11 protein-coding genes are annotated in these 16,273 nt (G+C 75.0%); 4 read left to right on the top strand and 7 right to left on the bottom strand.

Features of this window, described 5'->3' with window-relative positions:
- Positions 1 to 295 precede the first annotated feature (295 nt).
- The 4 genes from U5M74_RS06610 to U5M74_RS06595 are packed head-to-tail and all read left to right on the top strand — an operon-like array spanning position 296 to position 5,854.
- Positions 296 to 1,945 carry an ABC transporter substrate-binding protein gene (locus U5M74_RS06610; protein WP_410907323.1) on the top strand — a complete coding sequence of 550 codons (1,650 nt, stop codon included), beginning with the start codon at positions 296 to 298 and terminating at the stop codon, positions 1,943 to 1,945.
- 57 nt (positions 1,946 to 2,002) lie between these two features.
- Positions 2,003 to 2,998, top strand: coding sequence for an ABC transporter permease (locus U5M74_RS06605; RefSeq protein WP_410907321.1), 996 nt, complete (start codon positions 2,003 to 2,005; stop codon positions 2,996 to 2,998).
- Between the two features lies 1 nt (position 2,999).
- Complete coding sequence (locus U5M74_RS06600; RefSeq protein WP_410907319.1) at positions 3,000 to 4,157, top strand: ABC transporter permease; 1,158 nt, start codon at positions 3,000 to 3,002, stop codon at positions 4,155 to 4,157.
- On the top strand, positions 4,154 to 5,854 hold the full coding sequence (locus U5M74_RS06595) for an ABC transporter ATP-binding protein (protein ID WP_410907317.1): 1,701 nt from the start codon (positions 4,154 to 4,156) through the stop codon (positions 5,852 to 5,854). The genes U5M74_RS06600 and U5M74_RS06595 overlap by 4 nt, the downstream gene beginning before the upstream one ends.
- Before the next feature lie 94 nt (positions 5,855 to 5,948).
- Here the strand turns inward: U5M74_RS06595 and poxB are convergent, their stop codons facing one another.
- The 7 genes from poxB to U5M74_RS06560 form a co-directional block, all read right to left on the bottom strand.
- Complete coding sequence (gene poxB / locus U5M74_RS06590; RefSeq protein WP_410907315.1) at positions 5,949 to 7,664, bottom strand: ubiquinone-dependent pyruvate dehydrogenase; 1,716 nt, start codon at positions 7,662 to 7,664, stop codon at positions 5,949 to 5,951.
- 112 nt (positions 7,665 to 7,776) lie between these two features.
- Complete coding sequence (locus U5M74_RS06585) at positions 7,777 to 8,625, bottom strand: CPBP family intramembrane glutamic endopeptidase (protein ID WP_410907313.1); 849 nt, start codon at positions 8,623 to 8,625, stop codon at positions 7,777 to 7,779.
- A 122-nt stretch (positions 8,626 to 8,747) separates the two neighbouring features.
- Positions 8,748 to 10,004 carry an ABC transporter permease gene (locus tag U5M74_RS06580; RefSeq protein ID WP_410907311.1) on the bottom strand — a complete coding sequence of 419 codons (1,257 nt, stop codon included), beginning with the start codon at positions 10,002 to 10,004 and terminating at the stop codon, positions 8,748 to 8,750.
- A complete protein-coding gene (locus U5M74_RS06575; RefSeq protein ID WP_410907309.1) occupies positions 10,001 to 10,906 on the bottom strand; it encodes an ABC transporter ATP-binding protein in 906 nt (301 codons plus the stop codon). Before U5M74_RS06575 ends, U5M74_RS06580 begins: the two co-directional genes overlap by 4 nt.
- Before the next feature lie 118 nt (positions 10,907 to 11,024).
- Positions 11,025 to 11,843, bottom strand: a complete 819-nt coding sequence (locus U5M74_RS06570) for a response regulator (protein ID WP_410907307.1) — start codon at positions 11,841 to 11,843, stop codon at positions 11,025 to 11,027.
- A complete protein-coding gene (locus U5M74_RS06565; protein ID WP_410907305.1) occupies positions 11,840 to 13,324 on the bottom strand; it encodes a sensor histidine kinase in 1,485 nt (494 codons plus the stop codon). Before U5M74_RS06565 ends, U5M74_RS06570 begins: the two co-directional genes overlap by 4 nt.
- Positions 13,325 to 13,453: 129 nt before the next feature.
- Positions 13,454 to 15,937, bottom strand: a complete 2,484-nt coding sequence (locus tag U5M74_RS06560) for a heavy metal translocating P-type ATPase (protein ID WP_410907679.1) — start codon at positions 15,935 to 15,937, stop codon at positions 13,454 to 13,456.
- Positions 15,938 to 16,273 lie beyond the last annotated feature (336 nt).

Raw genomic sequence — 16,273 nt, 5'->3', positions numbered from 1 at the left:
ACGATCCGGCGACGGCCGAGGGCGCCCGACGACGATCCGGTGGCGTCCCGGTGGTGTCCCGACGACCGGCCGGAACGGGGCGAACCGGGCGGGAACGGGCGTCGCCGGGGCCGCGTGGTGCCGCTGCGGGTCACGATCCGGTCACGCGGTCGGCCGTGTGACGCAGGTCTGTGACATGGGCGACACGCGGGTGTGCTAGAAACCTCCCCGCGCCGCGACCCGAGGTGGGGTCGCCGCGGCGGCCCGGCGTCGGGTCGCGGAAGAACGCACACGCCCCAGAGAGGGGAACCTAAAGATGAGCTCGATCCGGGTGTCCGGACGGCGGCTGACGGCGGCCGCAGCAGGCATGACGGCGATCACCCTGGCGCTCACCGCCTGCGGTGGCGGCGGCAGCGACGACGAGGCCGGCGCGGGCGAGGGCGGCGGTGGCGAGGCGATCACCGTCGGCACCACCGACAAGATCACCTCGCTCGACCCCGCCGGGTCGTACGACAACGGCTCGTTCGCCGTGATGAACCAGGTGTATCCGTTCCTGATGAACACGCCGTACGGCAGCCCGGACGTCCAGCCGGACATCGCCGAGTCGGCGGAGTTCACCTCGCCGACCGAGTACACGGTGAAGCTCAAGCCGGGCCTCAAGTGGGCCAACGGGAACGACCTCACCTCGTCGGACGTGAAGTTCACGTTCGACCGCCAGCTCGCCATCGCGGACGCCAACGGCCCGTCGTCGCTGCTGTACAACCTCGAGTCGACCGAGGCCGTGGACGACACGACCGTCGTGTTCCACCTCAAGAGCGAGAACGACCAGGTCTTCCCGCAGATCCTCTCGTCGCCGGCCGGGCCGATCGTCGACGAGGAGGTCTTCGCGGCGGACGCGCTCACCCCGGACCAGGAGATCGTCGACGGCGAGGCGTTCCACGGCCAGTACGTCATCACGAGCTACGACGTCAACGAGCTCATCACGTACGAGGCGTACGCCGACTACCAGGGCGTCCTGGGCGCCGCGAAGACCCCCGAGGTCAACGTCCGGTACTTCGCGGACTCGTCCAACCTCAAGCTGGAGATCCAGCAGGGCGGCGTCGACGTGGCGTTCCGCTCGCTGTCCGCGACCGACGTCGAGGACCTGCGCGGCAACGACGACGTCAAGGTCGTCGAGGGCCCAGGCGGGGAGATCCGCTACATCACCTTCAACTTCGCCACGCAGCCGTACGGCACCGAGCAGGCGGACGCCGACGAGGCCAAGGCGCTCGCCGTCCGCCAGGCGGCCGCGCACCTGCTCGACCGCGACGCCCTCGCGGAGCAGGTCTACAAGGGCACCTACACGCCGCTGTACTCCTTCGTCCCGGCGGGCCTGACCGGCGCGACCGAGCCGCTCAAGGAGATGTACGGCGACGGCCAGGGCGCGCCCGACGCCGCCAAGGCCCGCGAGGTCCTCGAGGCGGCCGGCGTCACCACGCCCGTCGAGCTCAACCTGCAGTACTCGAACGACCACTACGGCCCGTCGTCGGGCGACGAGTACGCCCTGATCAAGGACCAGCTCGAGGCCGACGGCCTGTTCACGGTGAACCTGCAGACCACCGAGTGGGTGCAGTACTCCGAGGACCGCACCGCCGACGTCTACCCGGCCTACCAGCTCGGCTGGTTCCCGGACTACTCGGACGCGGACAACTACCTCACGCCGTTCTTCCTCACGGAGAACTTCCTCGGCAACCACTACGCGAACCCCGAGGTCGACTCGATGATCCTGGAGCAGGCCGTCACGGCGGACCCGGCCCAGCGCACCGAGCTCATCGGCCAGATCCAGGACGCGGTGGCCGCCGACCTGTCCACGCTGCCGTACCTGCAGGGTGCGCAGGTGGCGGTCGTGGGCGCCGACGTCGAGGGCGCCGAGGACACGCTCGACGCGTCGTTCAAGTTCCGCTACGGCGCGCTGTCCAGGGGCTGATCCTGCACCGTGAGCTCCCGTAGTACGGCAGGAGGCGCACTGGGACGGTACGTCCTGGTGCGCTTCCTGCTGATCATCCCGACGGTGTTCATCCTCGTCACCACGGTGTTCGTGCTCATGCGCGCCACCGGTGACCCGATCACGGCGGCCCTCGGCGGCCGCCTCACCCCCGACCAGCTCGCCGAGCGCATCCACGCGGCCGGGTACGACCGGCCCGTGGTCGTGCAGTACTGGGAGTACCTCACGGGCATCTTCCGCGGCGACTTCGGGACCACGCTCAGCGACAACCGGCCGGTCACCGAGATCCTCACCGAGTACGGCGCGGCCACGCTCGAGCTGACGGCGTACGCCGTCGTCGTCGCCCTCGTCGTGGGCATCCCGCTGGGCATGCTCGCGGCGTCCTTCCGCGACCGGTGGCCCGACGCCGTGCTGCGCGTCGGGGCGATCCTCGCCTACGCCACCCCGGTGTTCTTCGCCGGCCTGCTGCTCAAGCTCGTCTTCTCCGTCGGCCTCGGCTGGTTCCCCGTCGCGGGGCGCGTGTCGACGTCGGGCGAGATCGAGATGGCCAAGGCGGACGCCGACTCGGGCTTCATGCTGGTCGACGCGTTCGCGACGGGCGACCCCGAGGTGGTCGGCGACGTCCTGCGCCACGCGGCGCTGCCCTCGATCGCGCTCGGCCTGCTCACCGCGGGCGTGTTCCTGCGCCTGGTGCGCACCAACATGATCGGCACGCTCGGCACCGAGTACGTCGACGCCGCCCGCTCGCGCGGCGTGCGCGAGACGCGGCTGGTGCGGGCGCACGCGTGGCGCCCGGCGCTCATCCCGATCATCACGGTGGTGGGCATGCAGGTGGCGATGCTGCTGGTGGGCGCGGTGCTGACCGAGACGACGTTCGAGTGGCGCGGCCTCGGCTTCCAGCTCTCGGAGTACCTGCAGGCCCGTGACTTCGTGGCCGTGCAGGGCATCGTCGTGCTGATGGCCGTGGTCGTGGCGGCGACGAACTTCCTCGTGGACGTGATCGCCGCCCTCGTCGACCCGAGGGTGAGGTACTGACATGGCACAGCTCGACTCCGGGCTCGGCCCGGTCGGCACCGCCGGCGCGGCGCCCGTGCACGTCCGCGGCCGCGGCGCCTGGCTGCGCAAGGCCCCGGTGGTGCGCCAGCTGCGCCAGAGCGTGGGCCTGCAGCGCGGCATGCTCGTGGTGGGCCTGGTGCTCACCGGGCTGTTCGTGCTCGTGGCGCTGCTGGCGCCCGTGCTCGCCCCGTACGACCACAGCCAGCTGCGCACCCCGGACGGGTCGTTCGGCGCCCAGCAGCCGCCGTCCGCCGAGCACTGGCTCGGTACCACGGTGGGCGGCTACGACGTGCTGTCCCGCGTGGTGTGGGGCGCGCAGACGGCGCTGTACGTCGTCGTGGTGGCGATCCTCGCCTCGATCGTGATCGGCGTGGTGCTCGGCCTGGTGTCCGGGTACTTCGGCGGCTGGCTCGACCGCGTGCTGGTGGTCGTGGCCGACGCGATCTACGCGTTCCCGTCGCTGCTGCTGGCGATCCTCGCCGCGATCGTCATCTCCGGCGGCCAGTCCACGATGTGGGGCGGCATCATGGCCACCGCCCTGAGCATCACCGTGGTGTTCGTGCCGCAGTACTTCCGCGTGGTGCGCGCCGAGGTGGTGCGGGTCAAGGGCGAGGCGTTCGTCGACGCCGCCCGGGTGCTCGGCTCCGGGCACGTGCGGATCATGACCCGCCACGTGCTGCGCAACTCGGTGCGGACCCTGCCGCTCATCGTCACGCTCAACGCGTCCGAGGCGATCCTCACGCTCGCCGGGCTGGGCTTCCTCGGGTTCGGCATCGAGCCCACCGCCGCGGCGGAGTGGGGCTACGACCTGCAGCGCTCCATCGCCGACGTCACGTCCGGCATCTGGTGGACCGCGCTGTTCCCCGGCCTGGCGATCGTCGTCGTCGCCGTCGGCATGACGCTCGTCGGCGAGTCGCTCAACGACCTGGCCGACCCGCGGCTGCGGTCCCGGACGGCGTCCGCGGACGTCGCCGGCGACGTCGCCCAGACGTCGGTGGAGTCGTCGGTGGGGGCGCCGGTGGAGTCGTCGGTGGGGGCGCCGGTGGACGGGGACGCCGAGGCCGCGCTCCGGGCCGCCGGCCCGACGGCCAGACCGGCCGCCGGACCGACCGGGCAGCAGAAGGAGGACCGCGCATGACCGCCCAGACCGCACCGGGCCGCGACCCGGTGGTGCGGGTCAAGGACCTGGCCGTCTCGTTCGCCACCGACCACGGGCCGGTGCGCGCCGTCGACGGCGTGGACCTCGAGGTCGGGCCCGGCGAGGTGCTGGCGATCGTCGGCGAGTCCGGTTCCGGCAAGACCGTCACCGCCAAGACCATCCTGGGACTGCTGCCGGAGACCGCCACGACGCGCGGCGCCGTGCTGCTGTCCGGCCGGGACGGGGAGACCGACGTCGTGTCCGTGCCGGCGGCGCGGCTGCGCCAGGTGCGCGGCCGGGACGTGGCGATGGTGTTCCAGGAGCCGTCCACGGCGCTCAACCCCGTGTACACGGTGGGCTGGCAGATCGCCGAGGGGCTGCGCGCGCACGGCCGGGTGCCGCGCGCGCAGGCGCGGGCGCGGGCCGTGGAGGCGCTGCGGCAGGTCGGCATCCCCGACCCGGAGCAGCGGGTGGACCACTACCCGCACCAGTTCTCCGGCGGGCAGAAGCAGCGCATCGTCATCGCGATGGCGCTGGCCCTGGGGCCCGGGCTGATCGTCGCGGACGAGCCGACGACGGCGCTCGACGTCACCGTGCAGGCCGAGATCCTCGACCTGCTGCGGCGGCTGCGGGACGAGACGGGGACCGCGATCGTCCTCATCACCCACAACATGGGCGTGGTGGCCGACCTGGCGGACCGCGTCGCGGTGATGTACCAGGGCAGGGTCGTGGAGCAGGCGCCCGTGGACGAGCTGTTCGCGCAGCCGCGGGCGCCCTACACCCGGGCGCTGCTGGGCGCCGTGCCGCGGATCGGCGAGGGCACCGCCCGCGCCGAGGCGCGCGCCGCGGGCCGCCCGGCCGGCTGGGCGGACGCCGCGCCGGTCGTGGAGGCGACCGACCTGACCATCACCTACCCCGGCCGGTTCCGCCGGCCCGGGTTCACCGCCGTCGACGGGGTGTCCCTGGCCATCCGGCCGGGCGAGGTGCTGGGCCTGGTGGGGGAGTCCGGCTCGGGCAAGACGACGATCGCCCGCGCGATCGCCGGCCTGCAGCCGGTGACCGGCGGGTCGCTGCGGGTGCTGGGCACCGAGATGCGCGGGGCACGACCGGCCGCGCTCAAGGCCATGCGGCCGCGGCTCGGGTTCGTGTTCCAGGACCCGGCCACGAGCTTCAACCCGCTGCTGACCATCGCCGAGTGCGTGGCCGAGCCGCTCGTCGTGCACGGGCGCGCGTCCTCGCCGGCGGCGGCCCGCCACCGCGTCGACGAGCTGCTCGAGGCGGTGCAGCTGCCCCGCTCCTACGGCGACCGGTTCCCGCACGAGCTGTCCGGCGGGCAGCGCCAGCGCGCCTCGCTGGCCCGGGCGCTGGCCCTGGATCCGGAGCTGCTGGTGGCGGACGAGCCGACGTCGGCGCTCGACGTCTCGGTGCAGGCGCGCGTGCTCGACCTGTTCGCCGAGCTGCAGAAGGAGCTCGGGTTCGCCTGCCTGTTCGTCTCGCACGACCTGGCCGTGGTGGACCTGCTCGCCGACCGGATCGCGGTGCTCTACCGCGGCCGGCTGGTCGAGGAGGGCACCGGTGCCGAGGTGCTCGGCGCCCCGCGCGAGGACTACACGCGGCGGCTGCTGGCGTCGCTGCCCGTGCCGGACCCGGTGGCGCAGCGCGCGCGGCGTACGGAGCTGGCGGCGCTGAGCCGCTGACCCTCTGCCGAGATAGAGAGGTCCTCGGCCGAGATAGAGAGGTACCTCTCTATCTCGGCCGGGGACCTCTCTATCTCGGTGATCGGGGCGAGGGTCAGAACATCTGGCGCCAGTTGGCCTGGGCCAGGTCGAGCAGCTCGTCGCCCTTGCCGGACAGCGCCGTGCGGATCGCGTAGAGCGCGAAGCCCTGCGCCTGCTGGGCGGTGATGGTGGGCGGGATGGCCAGCTCCTGCCGCTCGGTGACGACGTCGAGCAGCGCGGGGCCGTCGTGCGCGAGCACCTCCTTGACGGCGCCCGGCAGCGCCTTGGCCGACTCGACCCGCACCCCCTTGATCCCCATCGCCTCGGCCAGCCGCGCGAGGTCCGGGTTCTCCAGGCCGGTGGAGTGGGTGACGAACCCGGCGGCCTTCATCTCCAGCTCGATGAAGTTCAGCGACGAGTTGTTGAACACCACCACCTTGACCGGCAGCCGGTTCTGCACGAGCGTCAGGAGCTCGCCCAGCAGCATCGCCAGGCCGCCGTCGCCGGCGAGCGCGACCACCTGGCGGCCCGGCTGGGCGGCCTGCACGCCGATCGCCTGCGACACCGCGTTCGCCATCGACCCGTGGGTGAACGACCCGATGAGCCGCCGGCGCCCGTTCATCCGCAGGTAGCGCGCCGCCCACACCACGGGCGACCCGACGTCGGGCAGGAAGACGGCGTCGTCGTCGGCCGCCTCGTCCACGACGCGGGCCAGGTACTGCGGGTGGATCGTGCGGCGCGACGGCGTCGCCAGGTCGTCGAGGTCCTTGCGGGTGCGCGCGTAGTGCTTGCGCATGGCGTCCAGGTGCCGGGTGTCGTGCCGGTCGCGCAGCCGCGGCAGCAGCGCCGTCGCCGTCTCCTTGACGCCGCCGACCACCGGCACGTCGATCTTGGCGCGCCGGCCGATCTGCTCGCCGCGCACGTCGACCTGCACGATCGTCGCGTCGCGGGGGAAGAACTGGGGGTAGGGGAAGTCCGTGCCGAGCATCAGCAGCGTGTCGCACGCGTCCATCGCGCGGTAGCCGCTGCTGAAGCCCAGCAGGCCGGTCATGCCGACGTCGTACGGGTTGTCGGGCTCGACGAACTCCTTGCCGCGCATCGAGTGCACGACCGGCGCCTGGAGCCGGGCGGCCAGCGCCACCATCTCGTCGTGCGCGCCCTGCACGCCGGCGCCCGCGAGGATGGTCACGCGCTCCGCCGTGTTCAGCGCGGTGGCCGCCGCAGCCACCGCCGGCTCCGCGGGCACCACGTGCGGCGCGTCGATGTGGAACGCCTCCGGCTCGGCGTCGACCTGGGACAGGGCGATGTCGCCCGCGATGACCAGCACCGCGACCCCGCGCCTGGACAGCGCCTCGTGCACGGCGATGCGCAGCAGTCGGGGCAGCTGCTCGGGCTTGGACACGACCGCCACGTAGACCGAGCACTCCCGGAAGACCTCACGCGGGTCGGTCTCCTGGAAGTAGCCCGTGCCGATCTCCGAGCTGGGGATGTCCGCGGCGATGGCGAGCACCGGCACGCGGGAGCGCTGCGCGTCGTACAGGCCGTTGATGAGGTGCAGGTTGCCGGGGCCCGCGCTGCCGGCGCAGACGGCGAGCCGGCCGGTGACGGCCGCCTCGGCCGACGCGGCGAACGCCCCCGCCTCCTCGTGCCGCACATGGACCCACTCGACGTCGCCGTTGCGGCGCAGGGCGTCCGTGACCCCGTTGAGCGAGTCCCCGGCGATGCCGTACACGCGCCGGACGCCGGAGGAGTGGAGGCTGTCGACGAGGTGCTGGGCGACGGTAGGCATGGGCTTTCCTCACGGTCGTGGGCCGGCGTCCCTGGCTTGCGCCAGGCTATGGCCGGCCCTCCCCGCCCGCCGCTCGGTGCGGCCTGCCCGGACGCCCGGGCGGCCCGGGCGCTCAGGTGATGCCGAGCGCCTCGCGCCAGGCGGCCGGGACGAGGGCGTAGCCGACGAACGCCACGACGTCGAGCAGCGTGTGCGCCACGACCAGCGGCACCACCCGCCGCCGTCCCCACCGCGACCGGTAGAACCAGCCGAACACCAGCCCCATCACCACGTTGCCCAGGAACGGGCCGAAGCCCTGGTACAGGTGGTAGGAGCCGCGCAGCAGGGCGCTGGCGACGACGAACCGCCACGGCCCCCACCCCAGGTCGCGGGTGCGCTCGAAGAGGTAGGCGACCACGATCACCTCCTCGAGCGCGGCGTTCTGGAACGCCGAGAGCACCAGGACCGGCGTGGTCCACCAGTGCGCGTCGAGGCCGCTGGCCTGCACCGAGACCGTGATGCCCAGGGCGCGGCCGAGGGCGTAGAAGGCAAGGCCGGGGATGCCGACCGCCGCGGCGAGCGCGATGCCCCAGCCGAGGTCGCGGCGCCGGCGGCCGGGCAGCACGTCCGCGCCGCGGGAGAACCAGTCGAGCCCGATCGCGCGCGTCACCGGCGGGGCGCCGCGGCGCTGGGCCAGCAGGTAGACCGCCAGCGCCACCGGCACGAGCGCGAACCCGATGCCCAGCAGCTGGTACGTGAGGTCGAGGTAGGGCCGCGGCGACTGGGAGGCGTTGAGCGTGGTGCTCTGCTCCGCCAGCGGGGTGGTGTCCGTCAGGCGCGCGACGATGTTCACCACCGCGTACACGCCCGATTTCGCCAGGCTGAGCAGCAGGAGGATCCAGATCTCCCAGGTGATCCGCCGTCGCTCGGCGGCGTCGGGGGGCACGCGGGGCGGGGCGGGCTCGGGCACGACGGCGGTCACCCGCCCAGGCTAGGCCGCCGGGCTGGACCGGGCCCGGGCCGACGCTGAGCAGACGCTGTGGGTACAGGACACGCCGGGCGATCCACGGATCGCCCGGCGTGTCCTGTACCCACAGCGGGAGGTCAGGCCTCCGCGGTGAGCGCCCGGCGCCAGCTGACCCGGCCGCCCGTCTGCATCAGGGCGCCGCGGTAGGCCCGCTCGCAGACGACGACGGCGAGGACGGCCGTGGCGGCGAGGACCGCCAGCGACACCACGGGCTCCCACCAGGCGGTCTGGCCGGTCATCACGCGGGTCGGCATGGTGACCACGTTGGTCAGCGGCACGAAGGACAGCACGGTCCGCAGCTGGCCCTCGGCCATGAAGGTCGCGAAGTACACGACCATGAGCACCATCATGATCGGGCTCGTCGTGGAGCCCACGTCCTCCGCGCGGGAGGCCAGCGCGCCGCCCACGGCGAAGACCGCCGCGACGGCCACGAAGCCGACCGCGAAGAACACCACGAACCACAGCACGGACGCCGACAGCGCCGGCAGCTGCATGGTCAGCGAGGTGAACGACAGGCCCACCAGCCCCACCGCGGCGAGCACGACGTTCTGGCCCAGCGCGATCACGGAGTTGCCCAGGATCTTGCCCGCCAGCAGCTGGCGCAGCGGCACGGCGACGGCGAGGATCTCCACGAGCCGGGACTGCTTCTCCTCGACGACGCTGCTGGCGATCATCGCGCCGGAGCCCATGGCGCCGGCGAAGAACAGCAGCGCGAAGACGAACCCGATGAGCCACACGGCCGAGCCGGGGCCGGAGTCCACGCCGCCCTCCACCACCGCCGTCGTGAGCGTGCTGCCCGTGCTGAGCGTCTCCCACGACGTGCCTGCGGCCTCGGCGTTGCTCGCCAGGGCCCCCTCGGACACCGCGGCCGACAGCATGGCCGTGAGCGTCGTGGACGGCTCGCCGTCGCCGGAGAGCACCCAGCCGTCGGCCGGGTCGTCGGCCGGGTGGAGCCAGGCGTCGGCGTCGCCCTCGGCGAGCGCCGCGCGGGCGGCGTCGGCGTCGGCGACCTCGAGCACCTCGGCCCGCACCTGCGGGTCCTGCTCGGCGCCGGTGGCGTCCACGGCCTCGACTGCCGCGACCGCGACGGCGTCCTGCGGCGCCACGGCCACGGTGAACGACTCCGTCTTGGTGGACTGCCAGGCGAAGAACGCGCACATGGCCGCCACGATCACCACGGAGATCGCGAGGCTCGCCAGGAACGACTTGTTCATGGCCCGCGTGACGATCTCGCGGTTCATCACCAGCACCCAGGCGTGGCGGGTGCGGCCGTCCTCGCCGGCCAGGGTCGGCTCGGTGGTGCGGGGGCGGTCGGGGGCGGTCAGCGTGCTCATGCGGTCACCTCGCGGTAGATCTGGGCCAGCGACGGGCGCACCGCCGCGAACTCGTGGACGAGGCCGCGCTCGAGCGCGGTGGCCAGCAGGCGCTGGCCGGCGGGCGCGTCGGACAGCTCGACGAGCGCGGTGGGGCCGTCGACGTCGACCACGTGCACGCCCGGCACCGCGCGCACCCAGCCGGCGTCGGTGCCGACGACGAGGCGGTGGCGCACGCGGCCGGTGCGCTCGAGCTCCTCGCGGGCGCCGGCGGCGACCACCCGGCCACCCTTGAGCACCACGAGCCGCTCGCACAGCCGCTCGACCAGGTCGAGCTGGTGGGAGCTGAACAGCACCGGCACGCCGCGGGCGGTGTGCTCGCGCAGCAGGTCGGCCATGCCGTCGACGGCGGCGGGGTCGAGGCCGCTGAACGGCTCGTCGAGGATCAGCGCCCCGGGGGAGCCCATGAGCGCGGCGATGATCTGCACGCGCTGCTGGTTGCCGAGCGAGAGCCTCTCGACGTGGTCCTTGGCCCGCTCGCCCAGGCCCAGCCGCTCGAGGTGGTCGAGCACCTCGCGCCGGGCGGTGCGCGCGCCGATGCCGCGGATGCGCGCCAGGTACACGAGCTGGTCGAGCACCGGCTGCTTGGGGTAGAGGCCGCGCTCCTCGGGCATGTACCCGAAGGTGCGGCGGTCCGCGGCGGTGATCGGCGCGCCGCCGAAGCGCACCTCGCCGCTCGTGATCGCCAGGACGCCCATGATCATGCGCATCGTGGTGGTCTTGCCGGCGCCGTTGCCGCCGACGAAGCCCGTGAGGAGCCCCGCCGGTGCGGTGAACGTGATGCCGTCGACGGCGCGCGTCGCGCCGAAGTCCCGGGTGAGGTCGCGGAGCTCGAGGTCCGCGCCGTGGCTGCCGTTCGTCATGACCACGACGCTAGGGCGCCCCTGGTGGCGGCGGATCGGCCGCGAGGGGGAGATCCGCAGGTCATCCTCGCGGCGGAGGGCGACGCTCCCGGCCGGGGAGGTGCGTGCCCGGGCCGGCTCAGGCCGCCGGGCCGACCAGCCCGCAGCGGTGCGCGAGCACCACGGCCTGCACCCGGTCGCGCAGCTGGAGCTTGGCGAGCAGGTTCGACACGTGCGTCTTGACCGTCGCCTCGCCGAGGAACAGCCGCTGCGCGATCTCGGCGTTGGACAGCCCCTCGCCGACGAGCTCGAGCACCTCCGTCTCGCGGGGGGTGAGCAGCGCCAGCCGCGGGTCGCCGGGCGGGCCGCCGGCCGGGGCCGGCGTCGGCGCGGCCGGCGCCTCCGCCGCGAGCGCCTCCGCCGCGAGCGCCTCCGCCGCGAGCGCCTCCGCCGCGAGCGCCTCCGCCGCGAGCGCCTCTGCCGTCACCCCCGCCGCCGCGACGGGGACGGCCGGGGCGGCGCCCGCCGCCACCATCTGCGCGATGACGCGGCGCGTGACCTGCGGCGCCAGCAGCGCGTGCCCGGCGGCGACGGTGCGCACCGCCTCGACGAGGTGCTCGGCGTCGGAGTTCTTCAGCAGGAACCCCGAGGCGCCCGCGGCCAGGGCGTCGAAGACGTAGTCGTCCCGGTCGAACGTGGTCAGCACGAGCACCTTGGCCAGGCCCTCGGCGGCGATGCGGCGGGTGGCCTCGATGCCGTCCATGACAGGCATCTGCACGTCCATGAGCACGACGTCGGGCCGCAGCGCGCGGGCGGCCTCCACCGCGGCGGCGCCGTCGGGCGCCTCGCCCACCACCTCGACGTCGTCCTCCACCGAGAGGATGAGGCGGAACCCGGAGCGCACCAGCTGCTGGTCGTCCACGAGCAGCACGCGCACGGCGGGCGACGTGGCGGTCACGGGCGCTCCTGGAGGTCGGGGCCCGCGGCGGGCAGGGGGAGGCGGACCCGCACACGGTAGCCGCCGGTGAGCCGCGGACCGATCTCCGCGACGCCGCCGTGCGTCGCCACGCGCTCGCGGACGCCCAGCAGACCCAGGCCCGAGCCACCAGCGGCGGCCAGCGGTCGCCCGTCGTCGAGCACCTCCACCTCCGCGAACCCGTGCGCGAACCGGTCGCCGGTGCCCGCCGCGCGGGGCGTGCCCGGGGCGGGCCGCTCCACGCGCACCACGACGCTGACGCGGCGCCCGGTGGAGTGCTTGCGCACGTTGGTCAGGGCCTCCTGGACGGTGCGGTAGAGGCTGAGGCCGACCGGGGCGGGCACGGCCGCGGCCGCGCCGGGCGGGTCCTCCACCGTGCGCAGCGTGACGTCGAGGCCGTCGGCGGCCGCGCAGAGCCCGGGCAGGTCGCCGAGCCCGGGCTCGGGGGAGCGGTCGGTGCCGGTGGTGCCGGCGTCGTCGGCACCACCGGCACCGACCGACGCCGCCGCCGCGGGCGCGCCGGGCCCCGTCCCGGAGCGCAGCGTGCCCAGCAGCCCGCGCATCTGCGTCACGGCCTCCCGCGAGGCGGTCTCGATCGTCGCCAGGGGCGCGGCGGCGGCGTCGGGGTCCTTGGCGACGAGCCGGCGCGCGGCCGTGGCGTGGATGCCGATCACCGAGACGTGGTGGGCGACGACGTCGTGCAGCTCGCGGGCGATGCGCAGCCGCTCCTCGACCACCGCCTGCTCCTGGAGCTCGGCGGCCTGCCGCTCGATCGTGGCGGCCTGCTCGGTGAGCTGGGCCTGCCGCCGCGCCGCCCGCCACATGAGCTGGCCTGCGGCGATGGCGCCGAAGAAGAACGCCAGGTTGATCATCCACGTGTAGCCGACCATGGCGACGGCGGGGTCGATCAGGCCCGGGTGACCGTCGTCGAGCTCGAGCTGGTCGATGATGCCCTGCAGGCCGGTCCCGACCGCGACGTCCCACACGATCCACAGGAACATCACCAGCACGGTGAGGCCCACGGTCAGGACCATCGCCCGCCGGTCGCGGGCCCAGGCCACGGCGGTGCACAGCGCGACGAAGTACACGACCTGCAGCGACACCGTCGTCGTCACCACGGGCACGGCGAGCCCGACGCCGAGGAAGTGCGCGTAGCAGAGCACCATGACGGCCAGGGGGTACCGGCGCCGCCAGATCAGCGGGACGGCGCCCGAGGCGGCGAGCAGGTGCAGCAGCCACGCCGGCTCGTCGACGCCCTCGAACGCGCCGGCGCTGCGCGCCAGCTCGAGGGTCAGCGAGGTGAGGGCGACAAGGGCGAGGCCGACCAGCACGTCGTGCCGGGCGGCGGCGCGGGGGTCGGCGGGGACGCGCTCCCAGTCCTCGTCGACGCCGAACCAGTCGCCGACCCGCTCGGCGAGGGTGGGGCGGCGCACCGCGGCGGGGTGGGAGGTCGGGCGCAGCATCCGTCCAGGGTAGGGACCGGGGCCCGGCCGGCGCCTCCGTCGCGCGACGGATCTTCCGCTGTGGGTACAGGACACGCCGTGCGATCCGGAGATCGCACGGCGTGTCCTGTACCCACAGCGGGGTGGCGGTCAGGCCGCGCGGCGCAGGCGCAGCGAGTTGCCCACCACCAGCACCGAGCTCAGCGCCATCGCGCCGCCCGCGATCATCGGGTTGAGCACCCCGGCCGCCGCCAGCGGGATGGCCGCGACGTTGTACGCGAACGCCCAGAACAGGTTCTGCTTGATCACGCGCAGCGTGCGGCGCGAGAGCCGGACGGCGGTGGCGGCGGCGCGCAGGTCGCCGCGCACCAGGGTGATGTCGCCGGCCTCGATCGCGACGTCGGTGCCGGTGCCCATCGCCAGCCCCAGGTCCGCGGTGGCCAGCGCCGCGGCGTCGTTGACGCCGTCGCCCACCATCGCCACCACGCGCCCCTGGTCCTGCAGGCGGGCGACCGCCGCCGCCTTGTCCTCCGGCAGCACCCGCGCGACCACGTCGGCCGCGTCGATGCCGACGGCGTTCGCGGCCGCGCGGGCCGCGCCCTCGCCGTCGCCGGTGAGCAGCACGGGCCGCAGGCCGAGCGCCCGCAGCTCGGCGACCGCCCGGGCCGACGTCGGCTTGACCGGGTCGCGCAGCTCGAGCGAAGCCCGGGCGACGCCGTCCCACGCGGCGACGACGGTGGTCGCGCCGCCGCGCTCGGCGGCGCCGACCGCCTCGCGCAGGCCGTCCGGCACGCGCACGCCCTGGGCGTCGAGCCAGGTCAGCCGGCCCACGAGCACCCGGCGGGAGTTGAGCACGGCGTCGGCGCCCAGGCCGGCGTGGCTGCGGCGCACCACGCCCTCGACGCCGCCGCCCGCGGTGGCGAGGAACCCGGTGACGCCGAGCTCCGGCTCGGCCGCGTCCGCGGCACCCGGGGCGACCCGGGCGGGCAGCCGGGCGGGCGCCGCGGCGACCGCCCGCGCGATCGGGTGCTCGCTCAGCGCCTCGACGGCGGCGGCGTAGCGCAGCGCCTCGCGCGCGGCGTCGTCACCCTCGGCCGGGTCGCCGGAGGCCATGTCGTCCGCGTCGTCGTCGTCCGCGTCGTCGTCGTCCGCGTCGTCGCCGGGCAGCACCAGCACGCCCGACGGCGTCACCACCCGCTCGAGCCGCATGCGGCCCTCGGTGACCGTGCCGGTCTTGTCGAGCACCACGGTGTCCACCGTGCGGGTGCGCTCGAGCACCTCGGGGCCCTTGATGAGCACGCCGAGCTGGGCGCCGCGGCCGGTGCCGACGAGGATCGCGGTGGGGGTGGCCAGGCCGAGCGCGCAGGGGCAGGCGATGATCAGCACGGCGACCGCGGCCGTGAACGCGGCGTCCACGTCGCCCGTCGCCAGCAGCCAGCCGGCGAGCGTGAGCACCGCGAGCACCAGCACCACCGGCACGAACACCGCCGAGATCCGGTCGGCCAGCCGCGCCACCGGCGCCTTGCCGGTCTGTGCCTGCGCCACGAGCCGGCCGATGCGCGCCAGCGTGGTCTCGGCGCCCACGCGGGTGGCGCGCACCAGCAGGTGGCCGGAGGTGTTTACGGTGCCGCCCACGACGGCGTCGCCCGCCGCGACGTCCACGGGCACCGGCTCGCCGGTGACCAGGGAGGTGTCGACGGCGGACGCGCCGTCGACGACGACGCCGTCCGTGGCCACGGTGGCGCCCGGCCGGACGGCGAGCACGTCGCCCACCCGGAGCGCCTCGACCGGCACGCTCGCGGTGTCCCACGCGCCGTCGGGGCGGCGGCGCGGGGCGCCGTCGGCGTCGAGGGCGACCCGCTCGGCGTCCTTGGCGCCCAGCTCGAGCAGCGCGCGCAGGGCGTCGCCGGCGCGGCGCTTGGAGCGGTGCTCGGCGTAGCGGCCGGCCAGCAGGAACGTGGTGACGACGGCGGCGACCTCGAAGTAGAGCATCTGCTCGCCGCCGCGGAACAGGTCGACGAGCGACCACGCCGTCGCGGCGATCACGCCGATCGACACGAGCGTGTCCATCGTGGAGCTGCCGTGCCGCGCGGCCCGGGCCGCGGCCTGGTGGAACGGCCAGGCCGCCCACGTCGCCACGGGCACCGCGAGGGCCGCGACCAGCCACTCCTGGCCGGGAAGCTGGATGGCCGGGACCATCGACAGCACCAGCACCGGGACGGTGAGCGCGGCCGCGACGCGCAGGCGGCGCAGCAGGTCCTGCCCGCGGTACTCGACGTGCTGGTGGCCCGCGTGGCCCCCGTGGTCGGGGGCGCCCTGCTCGGCGGCGTGCTCGGCAGGGTGCCCGACAGGGTGCCCGACAGGGTGCTCCGCGGCCGCCGTCTGCTGGTGCCCGCCGTGCGCGTGCGCCGGCGCGTGCCCGCCGTCGTGCCCGCCGGCCGCCGCCGGCCGCGCCGACCCGGTGACACGGGCGGAGTACCCCGCGGCCTGGACGGCAGCGAGCAGCGCGGCGTCGTCGTGGTCCTCGGTGAGCGTCACGCGGGCGCTCTCCAGGGGCAGGTTCACCGCCGCGGTGACGCCCGGCAGCCGGCCCAGCCTCCGCTCGACCCGCGCCACGCACGACGCGCAGGTCATGCCCTCGACGGCGAGGTCGACCTCGCGCACGACGGGGCCGGGCGGCGCGTCGGGGCCGGGCGCGCCGGCGGTGCCGGGGACGGTGGGACGGGTGCTGGGGGTGCTCACGGGTACCTTCTTCCAGGTCGAGGCGTCGCCGATCGACCCCGGCCGGTGCGGCGCGGAGCTGGGGCGTGGAGGGTGGAGCGGAGGAGTGCGGTGGGGGGGGGGGGGGGGGGGGGGGGGGGCCCGCCCCCCCCCCCCCCCGGGGGGCGCGGGGGGGGGGGGGGGCCCGCCCGGGGGGGGGGGGGGGCGGGCCGCCGCCCGCCCCCCCGCCCCCCCCCCCCCCCCCCCCCC

It is taken from the genome of Puerhibacterium sp. TATVAM-FAB25, from assembly GCF_046535855.1.
Taxonomy (GTDB): domain Bacteria; phylum Actinomycetota; class Actinomycetes; order Actinomycetales; family Cellulomonadaceae; genus Puerhibacterium; species Puerhibacterium variabilis_A.
Note: the sequence above shows the minus strand (reverse complement) of the source record. Positions and strands in the feature narration are given on the sequence as shown.

Excerpts from the sequence above, each read along its gene's own strand:
- U5M74_RS06610 (WP_410907323.1), top strand. The coding sequence starts at position 296 with ATGAGCTCGATCCGGGTGTCCGGACGGCGGCTGACGGCGGCCGCAGCA.
- U5M74_RS06600 (WP_410907319.1), top strand. The coding sequence starts at position 3,000 with ATGGCACAGCTCGACTCCGGGCTCGGCCCGGTCGGCACCGCCGGCGCG.
- U5M74_RS06595 (WP_410907317.1), top strand. The coding sequence starts at position 4,154 with ATGACCGCCCAGACCGCACCGGGCCGCGACCCGGTGGTGCGGGTCAAG.
- poxB (WP_410907315.1), bottom strand. The coding sequence starts at position 7,664 with ATGCCTACCGTCGCCCAGCACCTCGTCGACAGCCTCCACTCCTCCGGC.
- U5M74_RS06580 (WP_410907311.1), bottom strand. The coding sequence starts at position 10,004 with ATGAGCACGCTGACCGCCCCCGACCGCCCCCGCACCACCGAGCCGACC.
- U5M74_RS06575 (WP_410907309.1), bottom strand. The coding sequence starts at position 10,906 with ATGACGAACGGCAGCCACGGCGCGGACCTCGAGCTCCGCGACCTCACC.
- U5M74_RS06565 (WP_410907305.1), bottom strand. The coding sequence starts at position 13,324 with ATGCTGCGCCCGACCTCCCACCCCGCCGCGGTGCGCCGCCCCACCCTC.
- U5M74_RS06560 (WP_410907679.1), bottom strand. The coding sequence starts at position 15,937 with ATGACCTGCGCGTCGTGCGTGGCGCGGGTCGAGCGGAGGCTGGGCCGG.